This is a genomic window from Rhodophyticola porphyridii (assembly GCF_003688285.1).
GTDB classification, from domain to species: Bacteria; Pseudomonadota; Alphaproteobacteria; order Rhodobacterales; family Rhodobacteraceae; genus Rhodophyticola; species Rhodophyticola porphyridii.
This window is the reverse complement of record NZ_RCNT01000006.1, coordinates 83,219-95,749: the sequence shown is the minus strand read 5'-3', so window position 1 is coordinate 95,749 and position 12,531 is coordinate 83,219. Positions and strand designations below refer to the sequence as shown.

Here is a 12,531-nt window from a genome sequence, read left to right as displayed (position 1 = left end):
CCATCCGGCGGAGCGCAGGCGTCCTCAGAACGGGTGCGCCCGCCCGTCCCAGGTTTCGAAGACGCCCGTGCTGTCCGGCCCAAGCGCATCGAAACGCCCGATCAGGCCGCGCGCGGCGTCCTCGGGCGAGATATCGGCACCGGTCCCGCCCATATCCGTCCGGACCCAGCCCGGATGATAGATGCCGACGGCGATCCCTTCGGGCGCAAGGTCATGGGCCAGATTTCGCCCGATATTCAGCGCCGCCGCCTTGGAGGCCCGATAGGCGTAGGTGCCGCCGGTGTTTCTTGTGGAGCTGCCCATCTGCGATGAGATGATGGCGATCCTGCCCGCCTCGGCGCGCCGCAGATGGGGCAGAAAGGCCTGTATCGTGAGAAACACCCCGGTCACGTTGACCGCCAGCGTCTCGTCCCAAATCTCGGGCGCATAGCCGGTGTCGAGGTCTTCGCCCCGGTCCAGCAACACACCTGCGTTGCAGACCAGCAGATCCAGCGCGCCCCCGACACGTCCGGCCAGTTGGGTGATCGAGGCCGGATCGGCCATATCGGCCTGCTCCCACCGGAGATCGTCGAGCGGTTTCGCGCCGCGCGTCGTCGCGATCACCTGATCGCCGCGCAGGGCCATCTGGCGGGCAAGTGCGAGGCCCACGCCGCGATTGGCCCCTGTCACCAATATCCGCATGTCAGTTGGTTTTCGCCTTGGGCAATCCGGGCAACGGGGCGATGGGCACACCGTCGTCGATCAGTTCGCGGGCTTCCTGGGCCGTTGCCTCGCCATGGATCATCCGCTCCGGCGCGTCGCCCAGATAGATCGCCCGGGCCTCCTTGGCGAACTGCCCGCCCACATAGGTGGAATGCTTTTCCAGATGGGTCCGGATCATCTTGGCCGCAATCTCCATCGACGCCGGGGGCGCGATTGCGGGCGCAGGCGCTTCGGAGGGATCGGCGGGGCCGGGCTGCGGGGCCTCGACGCCGCCCTTTTTCGTCACCCGCGGCGCCATAACCGCCTTCACCACATCCTCGCCGCCGCAGACCGCGCAAGACACCAGCCCCCGGCCTGCAAGCGTGTCGAACGCCTCAGCGGACTGGAACCAGCTCTCGAACGCGTGCCCGTCAGCACATTTCAATGAATAGCGGATCATGACCGGGTCAACCTAAGCATATTGGGCGGACAATCAAGCATGTCGCATCTCAGCGAAGGCGCGACGGATCGAACTCGCGCAGGATCTGTTTCAGCTCAAGTTCCTTGACGCGGCTGGCGGCCTTCTTGGGCGTGAACCACTTGCGCCGCCGCAGATCCGCTTCGGGATAATCGGTATCGAGTTTCTTCACCTCGACCGGAAACACCGCCACGATACAGGGCAGATCGGGCTGATCCTCCATGCGCTTGGTGTAAGAATAGATGCCGATGCAGTGATCATGGACATTGCCCTTCACACCGCCCTCTTCCCAGGCTTCCTGCGCCGCTGCATCCGCCGGTGTCAGACCGTCCATCGGCCAGCCCTTGGGAATGATCCAGCGCTTGGTGTCCCGCGAGGTCAGAAGCAGCACCTCGACCCCGGATTTGCGTTGCCGATAGCACAGGGCCGCGAACTGGGTCCGGGTCTCGCGCTTGGGCACTCCCGCAATCCGCAGTGGCGCCTGATATGTTCTGGGACTACCCATATGGCGTTTTTTCATCCTATGCTGACCACAACATATGCTAATTTATGGAAGAATCCACCATAACCGGGGCGGGTAAAATGATTCTTGCGCCGCTATGTGTGGCGTGCTTGACCCATGATCCTCCCGGCTTAGGTCTTGCACGACGAAAGGACCCCTCCGATGCGCCGTGCCGTTATCCTGACCTGTCTGGCCTGTGTGACCGCCCTGCCTGCGCTGGCCGCGGAAACCTTCCGCTTCGACTCGATCGACGGCGGCAGCTACAGCACCGATGAATGGCGCGGGCAGCCGGTTCTGGTGGCAAACACCGCGTCGCTTTGCGCCTTCACCCCGCAATATGACGCGTTGCAAGCTCTCTATGACGAGTACCGCGACGAGGGGCTGGTCGTTCTCGCGGTCCCGTCCGACGATTTCGCGCAGGAGTTGAGCAGCGATGACGAGGTTCGCGACTTCTGCGCCATCAATTTCAATCTCGATCTGCCGATGACCGTGATCACACCGGTCACCGGCGCCTCGGCGCACCCTTTCTATGCCTGGCTGCGGGACGATCACAATGTGGTGCCGCGCTGGAATTTCAACAAGGTGCTGCTGGATGCCGACGGCGCGCTGGTGGCCAGCTACGGCAGCCTCGCCAACCCCATGGGCCCGCGGATCCGCGCCGATGTCGAGGCCCTGCTGGCCCGGTGACCCCGCCCCGCACCCTGCCCCTTTTTCTCGGCTCCGAAATCTACCGCGGGTCGAGCTATGGACGGTGGCATCCGTTGCGGGTGCCGCGCGTCTCCACGGTGATGGATCTGGCCCGGGCGATGGATTGGCTGCCGGAGGTGCAATACCGCACCTCGCCACGCGCCAAACCGAAAGCGCTTCGGATCTGGCACACGCCCGCCTATATCTCCGCCCTGGAGCAGGCGGAACGCGATCAGGCGGTCAGCGAGGCGGTGCGCGAACGCCATGGGCTGGGCACGGTGTCAAACCCGGTCTATCCGGAGATGTTTCGCCGCCCCTGCACCGCGGCGGGCGCCTCTCTGCTGGCCGGAGAATTGCTGGCCGGCGGCGGCGTGATCTATCATCCGGGCGGCGGCACCCATCACGGAATGCCCGACCGCGCGGGCGGGTTCTGCTACCTGAACGATCCGGTTCTGGCCATGCTGTCGCTGCGCCGCGCGGGCGCGCGCCGGATCGCCTATGTGGATATCGACGCCCATCATGCCGACGGGGTGGAGGCCGGGTTTGCGGGCGACCCCGACACGCTGCTGATCTCGGTCCACGAAGAGAAGCGCTGGCCCTTCACCGGCGCGCTGGAGGAGGATGGCGGCGGCAATTGCCTGAACCTGCCGGTTCCGCGCGATCTCAATGACAGCGAAATGGCCCATATCCGCGAAGCGCTGATCCTGCCCGCAGTCGCCGCTTTCGGGGCCGACGCGCTGGTTTTTCAATGCGGGGCCGATGCGGTTGCCGAAGACCCGCTTTCCCGCCTGGCGCTGTCAAACAACGCCCATTGGGACGTGCTACGCGGGCTGATAGCCCTGAATGTGCACCGGTTGCTGGTACTTGGCGGCGGAGGTTACAACCCCTGGTCCGTCGGGCGGCTTTGGACCGGCATCTGGGCTCTGCTCAACGGCCACGACATCCCCGAGCGGGTGACACTGGAGGCCGAGGAAGTCCTGCGCGCGCTTCGTTGGGAAAATGCCCGCGCCGGGAAATCCCCGCCGGAACACTGGTTCACCACCCTCCGCGACACGCCCAGACCCGGGCCGGTCCGCGCGCCTCTCCGCGACCGTGTCGCGCATCTGCGCACCCGCCCTGCAGCGCGCGGGTTTATTCCGAGGGAAAAACTCAGGATTGACATGTCTTAGTCTTTTGCTCAGGATTGAATCATGAGCAACCGGGAGACCCCCATGACCTATCATTCCTCCGTCGCGCCCGACCCGGCGACGCCGCGCCTCCCCGCGCCTGACATGCCCGTGCATGATGCGCGCGTGCTGACCGGGGCCGAGAACTCCACCGCGCTGATCGTGCTGGACGACAAGACTTACACGCTGCGCATCACGCGGGCGGGCAAGTTGATTCTGACCAAATAGTTTCGCGCGAACGAGGCCAGGCATGTCGAAATATCCCAGCCCCTGTATCGATGTCTGCAAGTTCCGCCGTGGCGGGCATTGCATCGGGTGTTCCATGACGGAAGCCCAGAAATCGATGTACAAGACCCTGAGCAAGGCCAGCCATCAGGAGGCCTTCATCAAGATGCTGATTGCGCAACAGGATGTGATGGGCAAGTTCTCCGCTTGGGAACCGGCCTATCTCCGCAAATGCAAGAAAAAGAAGGCGAAGGCGCCGCTTGGTCTTGGCAAACAGATCAAGGGCGCGGCCTGACACAAGAGCCCCGGACCATCCGGCCGGGGCTTTTGCTTGTCCGAAGGGGCGCCTTGCTCAGCGCAGATGGGCGCGCAGCATCCAGGCGAACTTCTCGTGGGCCTGCCCGCGGGAGATGCACAGATCCTCGGTCAGCGTGTCGCCATGCTCAGCGGCCAGCGCACCTGCTTCCGCAAGGGTCGCGGCGAGTGTTTCCTGGGCCTTTTGCAATGCGGACACCATGGTCGTGGCATCCGCGTGGCCATCATGTTCATCCACCTTCGAGCGATCCAGCATCGCGGAAAGCTGGCCCAGGGCATGCCCGTCCAATGCCTTGATCCTTTCCGCCAGATCGTCCTGGGCGACAAAATGGTCCTCATAGATCTCCTGAAACAGGGCGTGCAGCGGGCCGAACGCCATGCCGGTCACGTTCCAGTGGAAATTTTGCGCCAGCATCGTGGTCACCGCCGTCTCGGACAGGCCCTGGGTCAGCGCCTCGACAATGGCCTCTTGCGCGCTCGGGCTCATCTGGGCTGCTGGTTGCGTCATGTCTTACATCCTCTTCTTCAGGTCAGGGCGGGCTGGCTCTATGGCTGGCTGGCGATGCAGACCATTTTAGAGCCATTCTAAAAACTGTCGAGAGCGAAGATCGAAAAAACCGAGCTCATGCACAGTTTTTTTCGACCGACTGCCCCCGTATTTCCTTTGTTGCCGCCAGCCGCTGGATCAGGAAGGCGACCTGCCGCCGCGCATGTGGCGCTATGCGTCGTCCGATCAGGAAGGTCAGGCTGTCGAGATCGCCGGCGCGCGCGCGATTCAGCAATTGCAGCAGCCATGCCTCATCGAATGACACCTGCGCATCGCCCGGCGCATAAAGCCGAAGACCGCCCGGCAAAAGACCGGGCAGTGCACGAAACAGCGCCTGCGCATAGGCCAGGGCCGCCTGTTCGCCCGACAGGCTCAGCACCGCACATGCATGGAACAGATCGCTGCGCCGCATCACCCGGCATCGCGCCCCGGCGACACGAAGCCAGGCCAGTTCGCGTTTCGTATCCGGCTCCAGCGGCAGAGCAAGGGCGCGGCGCGGAAGGCCGGTTTCAGGGGTGGAGAGCGGTGTCAAACGGGCAAGCATGGGCAGAACTTTCCAATTCCGACTATTATTATCAGATAATCGGAGCCATGCAATATGCAAGCCGGTCGCAGGGGGCTCAAAGCGCGCGCGCATGCGTGGCGGGCGCGCGCCGGGCACGCAAAAAGCCCCGGCGGCAAACGGGGCTTTTGCATGTGCGCTGTTCTTCCGGTCTCAGCCGATCTTCGGCAGCAGACTATCTAGCGACGCCTTGGCATCGCCATAGAACATCCGGGTGTTTTCCTTGAAGAACAGAGGATTTTCGATACCGGAATAGCCGGTCCCCTGCCCCCGTTTGGAAACGAAGACCTGTTTGGCCTTCCAGCATTCCAGCACCGGCATGCCCGCGATGGGGCTGTTCGGGTCGTCCTGCGCCGCCGGGTTCACGATGTCGTTGGAGCCGATCACGATGGCCACATCGGTATTGGGGAAATCATCGTTGATCTCGTCCATCTCCAGCACAATGTCATAGGGCACCTTGGCCTCGGCCAGTAGCACGTTCATATGCCCCGGCAGACGGCCCGCGACCGGGTGAATCGCAAAGCGCACGGTCTTGCCCTGCGCGCGCAGCTTGCGGGTCAATTCACTGACCGCCTGTTGGGCCTGCGCCACGGCCATGCCGTATCCGGGGATGATGACGATGCTGTCGGCCTCGTTCAGGGCGCTGGCCACGCCGTCCGCATCGATAGCGATCTGTTCCCCCTCGATCTCCTGCGCCGGGCCACTAGTCCCGCCGAAACCGCCGAGGATGACGCTAACGAAGCTGCGGTTCATCGCCTTGCACATGATGTAGGACAGGATCGCACCGGAGGACCCGACCAGTGCGCCGACCACGATCAGCAGATCGTTGCCGAGGCTGAAGCCGATGGCCGCCGCCGCCCAGCCGGAATAGCTGTTGAGCATCGACACCACGACGGGCATGTCTGCGCCGCCGATCCCCATGATCAGGTGATAGCCGATGAACAGCCCCGCCAGCGCCAGCAACAACAGCGCCCAGGACCCGCCCGTGGACAGATAGACGACCAGCAACAGTACCGACAAACCCGCCGCCGCCGCGTTCAGCAGGTGACCGCCGGGCAGTTGCTTGGCCCCGGTATCGACCTGGAACGGCAGCAGGCTGGAGCCGCCCGCCAGCTTGGCATAGGCAATGACGGAGCCGGTGAAGGTCACCGCGCCGATCCAGATGCCAAGCACCAGTTCGACCCGCAGGATGCCGATCTCGACAGTGGATTTCTTGGCGATCAGCTGCGCGAAGGAGGACAGCCCCTCGTAGATCTCGCGCGGCAGGCCGATGGCGGTGACGCCATCCTCGCCCACGGCGCCCATCACAAGGCCCTCGGCTTCGTAGATATTGCCGATATAGTTGATCATGATGTCGGCGTTGAAGCCGACAAAGACCGCCGCCAGCCCGACAAGGCTGTGCATGATCGCGACCAGTTCCGGCATCTGGGTCATCTCGACCCGCGTGGCCAGTTGGTAGCCTACCGCCGCGCCAAGCGCGATCAGGACCAGAGAAATCACCCAAAGGCCGGAACCCGGGCCGACAAGCGTGGCGAAGACCGCGATGGCCATGCCCGCGATGCCGTACCAGACGGCGCGCTTGGCGCTTTCCTGGCCCGACAGACCGCCAAGCGACAGGATGAAGAGGATACCCGCGACGACATAGGCCGCGATCGTGAATGCGTTTTCCATTGCCCTGCCCCTTAGGATTTCTGGAACATGGCGAGCATGCGCCGTGTCACGAGGAAACCACCGAAGATATTGACGGAGGCCATGAAAATCCCGAGCGCGCCCAGGATCGTGATCAGCACCGAGGATGATCCGATCTGGATCAGCGCGCCCAGAATGATGATCGAGGAGATCGCGTTGGTCACCGCCATCAGCGGCGTGTGCAGCGAATGCGCGACGTTCCAGATCACCTGGAAGCCGATAAACACGCTGAGCACGAACACGATGAAATGCTGCATGAAGCTGGCCGGCATGCCTGGGATCAGGCCGACCCCGAGCACCAGCGCGGCACCCACGGCGAGCAGGGTCACCTGGCTTTTGGTCTGGCTCTTGAAGGCGGCCAGTTCCTGCGCGCGCTTCTCTTCCGGCGTGAGGTCCTTGGCGGCCTGCTTCCTGGGCGCGGCCGCGATCGCCGCGACCTTGGGCGGCGGCGGCGGGAAGGTGATCTCGCCGTCATGGACGGCGGTCGCGCCCCGGATCACGTCATCTTCCATGTCGTGCTTGACCTGCCCGTCTTTCTCCGGTGTCAGGTCGGTCATCATATGGCGGATATTGGTGGAATAGAGCGTCGAGCTCTGTGCCGCCATCCGGCTCGGGAAATCCGTGTAGCCGATGATGGTCACGCCATTATCGCTCACGATCTTCTCGTCTTTCTCCGTCAACTCGCAGTTTCCGCCCCGTTCGGCGGCAAGATCCACGATCACGGAGCCGGGTTTCATCATCTCGACCATATCCTTGGTCCAGAGCACCGGCGCATCGCGCCCCGGGATCAGTGCCGTGGTGATGACGATGTCCATCTCGGGCGCCAGTTCGCGGAACTTCTCCAGCTGCTTTTCGCGGAACTCAGGAGAGGACGGGGCCGCATAGCCGCCGGTGGACGAACTGTCCTGGCCGCTCTCCTCGAACTCCAGAAACACGAATTCCGCGCCCATGCTCTCGATCTGTTCGGCCACCTCTGGGCGCACGTCGAAGGCGTAGGTGATCGCGCCAAGCGAGGTCGCGGTGCCGATCGCGGCCAGCCCGGCCACGCCTGCGCCCACCACCAGCACCTTGGCCGGCGGCACCTTGCCCGCCGCCGTCACCTGCCCGGTGAAGAAACGGCCGAAATTGTTGCCCGCCTCAATCACCGCGCGGTAGCCCGCGATATTGGCCATGGAGCTCAGCGCATCCATCTTCTGCGCCCGGCTGATACGCGGCACCATATCCATCGCGATCACGCTCGCGCCCTTGGATCTGGCCAGTTCCATCAGCGCCTCGTTCTGTCCCGGATAGAAGAAGGAAATCAGCAACTGGCCGTGTTTCAGACGCTTGGCTTCCGTCTCGGTCGGCGGGCGCACCTTGGCGATGATATCGACCGCTTTCCAGAGACCCGCGGGTGTCTTGATGATCTCGACGCCCGCTTCCTCGTAAAGCGCGTCGGAAAACCCGGCCGCCAGCCCCGCGCCTGTTTCAATCGCGCAGTCATAGCCAAGTTTCTGCAGCTGCAATGCCGAGTCCGGCGTCATCGCGACCCGCGATTCCCCCTGACCAACCTCTTTCGGAGCGCCTATTTTCACTGTCATCCCTCATATCGCTGCAGGTTGCCGAACACCCGTTTAGCAACTTGCCAAATCTTTCACAACGGGCTGCACGCACGACAGAAAATTGCCCTCGGCATGTGATCCGCCGCCCTGCCCGCCGATCCAACGCATAAATGCGTCAGCCTTTTGGAATGTCCAGCGCCACCTCATGCCGCTGCGTAAGATAGCCTATCTCTTGTGCGTGGCGTCGGGACCGCTAGCATCGCGGAAACTCGGCGAAAGGTCTTGTCTATGGAACATGAAGGACGCCACGCCCTTGTCACCGGCGGCGGCACCGGCATCGGCCTCGACATCGCGCAGGCGCTTGCGGAGGCGGGCGCCAACGTCACGATCACCGGCCGCAACCTGAACCGGCTGGAAGATGCCGCCACGGCCCATCCGCGCCTCCACCCCCTGCAGATGGATGTGAGCGACGAGGCGTCGGTCAGGGATGGTATCGCAGCCGCCGCCCGAGCGCGCGGGCCCGTCGCCATCTGCGTGGCCAATGCCGGCATCGCCGAACCCTTGGCCTTCGCCGATATCGACATGAGCCACTGGCGCAGGATCATGGCGACCAATCTCGACGGGGTGTTCGTGACCGTGCAGGCCGCCATGGCCACGCTCGGGCCCGGAGACTGGGGCCGGATGATCGCGATCAGTTCCATCGCCGGGGTGCGCGGGCTGAAAGGCGCGCTGGCCTACACCGCCTCGAAACACGGCGTCATCGGGCTGATGCGTGGGCTGAGCGAGGAATACATGCGCGCCAATATCACCTTCAACGCGCTCTGCCCCGGCTATGTCGATACGCCCATCGTCGCCCGCAATGCCGAATACATCGCCGCGCGCCGGGGCATATCCGTCGACGAGGCGCGCGCCTACCTGGCCGGCGGCAACCGCCACAAGACGCTTCTGGATGTCGCTGAGATCACCGGCGCCGCGATGTGGCTGTGTTCCGACAGCGCGCGCAGCGTCAACGGCCAGATGATCCAGATCGCGGGTGGCCAGGTCTCCTGACCCCACGTTTCGTGCCCCGGGACGTGACGCTGTGCGGCTTTGCGGCCACCGTCCCCGCTGTCTCATTCCCCCCGGACGCGGATGCATCCCCGTCGCAGTTTCGGCGGATTTTCCAGCAGGAGACCGGCCCTTGCGGCCCGAGGGTGCGTTTCGGTATACCATTGTGCGCCACCAACCCACTAATTTCATTGGTATTTTTTGTTTACTTGGTGACAGTTTCTGCTACGTCGAATGTGAACCCCGCAGCGAAAGCGACCCCGTCCCATGCCGCCCATCGAAGACCACCCCCTGCGCTACACGCTTGCCAACGAGCTTCACGCCCGCCCCTTTCCGGCGCTGAACTGCCCCGGGCAGGCCGCGTTTCTGGCGATCAAGCAACCCAAGGACGCGGCCAAGCGGGATCGCGCGCTGGACCGCGCCCATCTGATCGAACTGCTGGACCGGTTCGGCGCACAGCACCCGCCCGAAAACGCCACGCATTTTTTCGGCGCGTTGGGCAAGTTTCATCTGAAATGGGAGCAGCACACCGAATTCGTGACCTATACCGCCTTTCTGGACGGGAATGGCGGGCGTGCCTTCGATCCCGCGATCTGGGAAATCTTTCCCGATGACTGGCTGGAAACCGCGCCCGGCGCGCGCATCACCTCGGCCCAGATCCGCATTGCCGATGCGCCGGAGGATGACGAGCAAATCGTGGCGCAGCTTCACGAATGGTTCGTCCCCGAAAGCCTTGCCGTCAGCCATGTTCTGGATGACGCCGCGATCATTGCGGGGGATTTCCGTATCGCCAGTTCCGGGCACATGCATTTCGTCATTTTCTGCCGGCCCGATATCGGCGACCGCCGGGTGGGCCGGATCCTTCAACGGGTCTGCGAGATCGAGACCTACAAGACCATGTCGATGCTGGGCCTGCCGCGTGCGCGCCAGATCAGCCGCCGCATGTCCGAACTGGACCAGGATCTGACCTCGCTGGTCAGCGACATGACCGGCGATCTCAGCCGGCCGGACGAAACGCTGAGCAGGCTACTGACCATCGCAGCCGAACTGGAAAACGAGATGGCGCAGTCAACCTTCCGTTTCGGCGCAACCGGGGCCTATGAAGCTCTGGTCAACCAGCGGATCGAGGTGTTGCGGGAGGAACGGTTCCGGGGCCGCCAGACCTTCGGAGAGTTCATGATGCGCCGGTTCGACCCGGCCATGCGCACGATCAAGGCAACGGAACGCCGTCTGCAATCGATGACCGACCGGGCGCTCCGGGCGGGGGATCTGCTGCGCACCCGGGTCGATGTGGACCGCTCGGCCCAGAACCAGGCACTTCTGGAAAGCATGGACAAACGCGCCGATCTGCAACTGCGATTGCAGAAGACAGTCGAGGGGCTCTCGGTTGTCGCGATCAGCTATTACGCGGTGAACCTCATGGTCTACCTCACCCAGCCGATCGCCGAAAACGCCGGGCTTTCGCAGACCCTGCTGACGGCGCTGGTGGCCCTGCCCGTGGTCATCGCTGTCTGGCTGGTGGTCCGCGCGATCAGACGCTCGATGGACTGACCGGTCAGCCGAGCGAAACCGTCAGCGGCACCAGATCCGTCAGCGACACGCCAAGCGCCTGCATCGCTTCGAGTGAAATGCGGCTGCCCGCCCCGGTTGCCCCCGCGATCGGGATCAGCCTCACCGCGACGGACGCGCCGCTTTCGGTGGTGATACGGCCCTGCCTTTCGGTACTGACCAGCGGCGTGCGGAGCCAGAGACCCGGCTCGCTCGGGTCGCCAAGACTGGCGATGGTCTCGCCGCCGGCATCCCGGACGGGCTGCGGGCCGTCATCGGGGGGCAGATCCTCCTCCGCGGACGGCCGTACCATCGGCCGGAGTGTCTCGCCATCCGGCGACCGCGCCGCCGAGGGGCCTGCATCCCCGCCCCGGAAGAGGTCGAGGCCCTGGGTGCATCCCGTCAGGGCAAACATCACGAGAACCGGTGCAATCCATTTTGTCATGCGCCCGAGCCTAGGCCCGATGGCCCCCGGCATCAACGGTTCGATCATGGCTTGCGGCGGTCTGTTGCCGGGATTACGCTTTGCGCCATGAACACACACGCCCCCCTGATCGACCCGTTCGCCCGCGCCATCGACTACCTTCGCGTCTCGGTCACCGACCGTTGCGATTTTCGCTGCGTCTACTGCATGTCGGAAAACATGACGTTTCTTCCGAAGAAGGAACTCCTGACCCTGGAGGAGCTGGACAGGATGTGCTCCACCTTCATCCGGCTCGGCGTCAGGAAGCTTCGGATCACCGGTGGCGAACCGCTTGTCCGCCGCGATATAATGACATTCTTCCGCGCCATGACACGTCACCTGGATAGTGGCGCGTTGAGCGAGCTGACGCTCACCACCAATGGCAGCCAGCTTGGCCGCTTCGCAAGCGATCTTCATGCCGCCGGGATGCGGCGTATCAACGTCTCCCTCGACACGCTGGACGAGGCGAAGTTCGCCCAGATCACCCGTTGGGGCCGCCTGCCGCAGGTGCTGAACGGCATCGACGCGGCGCAAAAGGCCGGACTGCGCGTCAAGATCAATGCCGTTGCACTCAAGGGCTTCAACGAAGACGAGTTGTTCCGCTTGCAGGAGTGGTGCGCCGGCCGCGACATGGATCTCACCTTCATCGAGGTGATGCCGATGGGCGATCTCGGCAACGAAGACCGGCTGGATCAATACTGGTCGCTCAAGGATCTGCGCGCGCGTCTGGCGGAGCGCTTCACGCTGATCGACCTGGCCGAACGCACCGGCGGACCGGCCCGCTATGTGCAGTTGCAGGAAACAGGCCAGAAAATCGGCTTTATCACGCCGCTCACCCATAATTTCTGCGAAAGCTGCAACCGGGTGCGGCTGACCTGCACCGGTGAGCTTTACATGTGTCTGGGTCAGGAAGACATGGCCGATCTGCGCGCCCCGCTCCGGGCCTCAGCGGATGACGCCGCGCTTGAAGACGCCATTCGCGCCGCCATTGCCCGAAAACCGAAGGGCCATGATTTCGACTATTCCCGTCAGAAAGTCGACGGCCAGGTCAGCCGCCATATGAGTCATACCGGGGGATAG

General features: G+C 63.8%; 15 protein-coding genes. 7 read left to right on the top strand and 8 right to left on the bottom strand.

All coding sequences use genetic code 11. The features are described 5' to 3' along the window. Window positions 1-24 precede the first annotated feature (24 nt). The 3 genes from D9R08_RS12575 to D9R08_RS12565 are packed head-to-tail and all read right to left on the bottom strand — an operon-like array spanning window position 25 to window position 1,619. A complete protein-coding gene (locus D9R08_RS12575) occupies window positions 25-681 on the bottom strand; it encodes an SDR family oxidoreductase (protein WP_121898412.1) in 657 nt (218 codons plus the stop codon). A gap of 1 nt (window position 682) precedes the next feature. After that, window positions 683-1,141: a DUF1178 family protein gene (locus D9R08_RS12570; protein ID WP_121898411.1), complete on the bottom strand. Its 459-nt coding sequence runs from the start codon at window positions 1,139-1,141 to the stop codon at window positions 683-685. Window positions 1,142-1,190: 49 nt separating this feature from the next. Next, window positions 1,191-1,619 carry an NUDIX hydrolase gene (locus D9R08_RS12565; protein ID WP_227284079.1) on the bottom strand — a complete coding sequence of 143 codons (429 nt, stop codon included), beginning with the start codon at window positions 1,617-1,619 and terminating at the stop codon, window positions 1,191-1,193. Window positions 1,620-1,823: 204 nt separating this feature from the next. On the opposite strand from D9R08_RS12565, the gene D9R08_RS12560 reads away from it, so the two are divergent. From D9R08_RS12560 to D9R08_RS12545, 4 genes are read left to right on the top strand one after another with little or no spacing between them, the layout of a single operon-like run. Continuing rightward, on the top strand, window positions 1,824-2,348 hold the full coding sequence (locus tag D9R08_RS12560) for a glutathione peroxidase (RefSeq protein ID WP_121898410.1): 525 nt from the start codon (window positions 1,824-1,826) through the stop codon (window positions 2,346-2,348). Next, window positions 2,345-3,517, top strand: a complete 1,173-nt coding sequence (locus tag D9R08_RS12555) for an acetoin utilization protein AcuC (RefSeq protein WP_121898409.1) — start codon at window positions 2,345-2,347, stop codon at window positions 3,515-3,517. The genes D9R08_RS12560 and D9R08_RS12555 overlap by 4 nt, the downstream gene beginning before the upstream one ends. A 21-nt stretch (window positions 3,518-3,538) precedes the next feature. Then, window positions 3,539-3,742 carry a hemin uptake protein HemP gene (gene hemP / locus D9R08_RS12550; protein ID WP_233557449.1) on the top strand — a complete coding sequence of 68 codons (204 nt, stop codon included), beginning with the start codon at window positions 3,539-3,541 and terminating at the stop codon, window positions 3,740-3,742. A gap of 22 nt (window positions 3,743-3,764) precedes the next feature. Continuing rightward, window positions 3,765-4,034, top strand: a complete 270-nt coding sequence (locus D9R08_RS12545) for a DUF1289 domain-containing protein (protein ID WP_121898408.1) — start codon at window positions 3,765-3,767, stop codon at window positions 4,032-4,034. Window positions 4,035-4,091: 57 nt separating this feature from the next. Here D9R08_RS12545 and D9R08_RS12540 read toward each other — a convergent pair whose 3' ends face one another. From D9R08_RS12540 to D9R08_RS12525, 4 genes are all read right to left on the bottom strand, one after another. Further along, window positions 4,092-4,562, bottom strand: coding sequence for a Dps family protein (locus tag D9R08_RS12540; RefSeq protein WP_121898407.1), 471 nt, complete (start codon window positions 4,560-4,562; stop codon window positions 4,092-4,094). Window positions 4,563-4,677: 115 nt separating this feature from the next. Continuing rightward, window positions 4,678-5,145 carry a hypothetical protein gene (locus tag D9R08_RS12535; RefSeq protein WP_121898406.1) on the bottom strand — a complete coding sequence of 156 codons (468 nt, stop codon included), beginning with the start codon at window positions 5,143-5,145 and terminating at the stop codon, window positions 4,678-4,680. 171 nt (window positions 5,146-5,316) lie between these two features. Further along, window positions 5,317-6,834, bottom strand: coding sequence for an NAD(P)(+) transhydrogenase (Re/Si-specific) subunit beta (locus D9R08_RS12530; RefSeq protein WP_121898405.1), 1,518 nt, complete (start codon window positions 6,832-6,834; stop codon window positions 5,317-5,319). An 11-nt stretch (window positions 6,835-6,845) separates the two neighbouring features. Beyond that, a complete protein-coding gene (locus D9R08_RS12525; RefSeq protein WP_121898590.1) occupies window positions 6,846-8,426 on the bottom strand; it encodes a Re/Si-specific NAD(P)(+) transhydrogenase subunit alpha in 1,581 nt (526 codons plus the stop codon). A 255-nt stretch (window positions 8,427-8,681) separates the two neighbouring features. Between D9R08_RS12525 and D9R08_RS12520 the strand changes: the two genes are divergently transcribed. Together D9R08_RS12520 and D9R08_RS12515 are read left to right on the top strand one after the other, a co-directional pair. Further along, window positions 8,682-9,443: an SDR family NAD(P)-dependent oxidoreductase gene (locus D9R08_RS12520; RefSeq protein WP_121898404.1), complete on the top strand. Its 762-nt coding sequence runs from the start codon at window positions 8,682-8,684 to the stop codon at window positions 9,441-9,443. A gap of 264 nt (window positions 9,444-9,707) precedes the next feature. Next, window positions 9,708-10,991, top strand: coding sequence for a DUF3422 family protein (locus tag D9R08_RS12515; protein ID WP_121898403.1), 1,284 nt, complete (start codon window positions 9,708-9,710; stop codon window positions 10,989-10,991). 4 nt (window positions 10,992-10,995) lie between these two features. Here the strand turns inward: D9R08_RS12515 and D9R08_RS12510 are convergent, their stop codons facing one another. Beyond that, window positions 10,996-11,433: a hypothetical protein gene (locus D9R08_RS12510; RefSeq protein ID WP_121898402.1), complete on the bottom strand. Its 438-nt coding sequence runs from the start codon at window positions 11,431-11,433 to the stop codon at window positions 10,996-10,998. An 87-nt stretch (window positions 11,434-11,520) separates the two neighbouring features. On the opposite strand from D9R08_RS12510, the gene moaA reads away from it, so the two are divergent. Beyond that, window positions 11,521-12,531: a GTP 3',8-cyclase MoaA gene (gene moaA / locus D9R08_RS12505; RefSeq protein ID WP_121898401.1), complete on the top strand. Its 1,011-nt coding sequence runs from the start codon at window positions 11,521-11,523 to the stop codon at window positions 12,529-12,531.

Excerpts from the sequence above, each read along its gene's own strand:
- D9R08_RS12510 (WP_121898402.1), bottom strand. The coding sequence starts at position 11,433 with ATGACAAAATGGATTGCACCGGTTCTCGTGATGTTTGCCCTGACGGGA.
- D9R08_RS12530 (WP_121898405.1), bottom strand. The coding sequence starts at position 6,834 with ATGGAAAACGCATTCACGATCGCGGCCTATGTCGTCGCGGGTATCCTC.
- D9R08_RS12545 (WP_121898408.1), top strand. The coding sequence starts at position 3,765 with ATGTCGAAATATCCCAGCCCCTGTATCGATGTCTGCAAGTTCCGCCGT.
- D9R08_RS12570 (WP_121898411.1), bottom strand. The coding sequence starts at position 1,141 with ATGATCCGCTATTCATTGAAATGTGCTGACGGGCACGCGTTCGAGAGC.
- D9R08_RS12515 (WP_121898403.1), top strand. The coding sequence starts at position 9,708 with ATGCCGCCCATCGAAGACCACCCCCTGCGCTACACGCTTGCCAACGAG.
- moaA (WP_121898401.1), top strand. The coding sequence starts at position 11,521 with ATGAACACACACGCCCCCCTGATCGACCCGTTCGCCCGCGCCATCGAC.
- D9R08_RS12520 (WP_121898404.1), top strand. The coding sequence starts at position 8,682 with ATGGAACATGAAGGACGCCACGCCCTTGTCACCGGCGGCGGCACCGGC.
- D9R08_RS12540 (WP_121898407.1), bottom strand. The coding sequence starts at position 4,562 with ATGACGCAACCAGCAGCCCAGATGAGCCCGAGCGCGCAAGAGGCCATT.
- D9R08_RS12560 (WP_121898410.1), top strand. The coding sequence starts at position 1,824 with ATGCGCCGTGCCGTTATCCTGACCTGTCTGGCCTGTGTGACCGCCCTG.
- D9R08_RS12575 (WP_121898412.1), bottom strand. The coding sequence starts at position 681 with ATGCGGATATTGGTGACAGGGGCCAATCGCGGCGTGGGCCTCGCACTT.
- D9R08_RS12535 (WP_121898406.1), bottom strand. The coding sequence starts at position 5,145 with ATGCTTGCCCGTTTGACACCGCTCTCCACCCCTGAAACCGGCCTTCCG.
- hemP (WP_233557449.1), top strand. The coding sequence starts at position 3,539 with ATGAGCAACCGGGAGACCCCCATGACCTATCATTCCTCCGTCGCGCCC.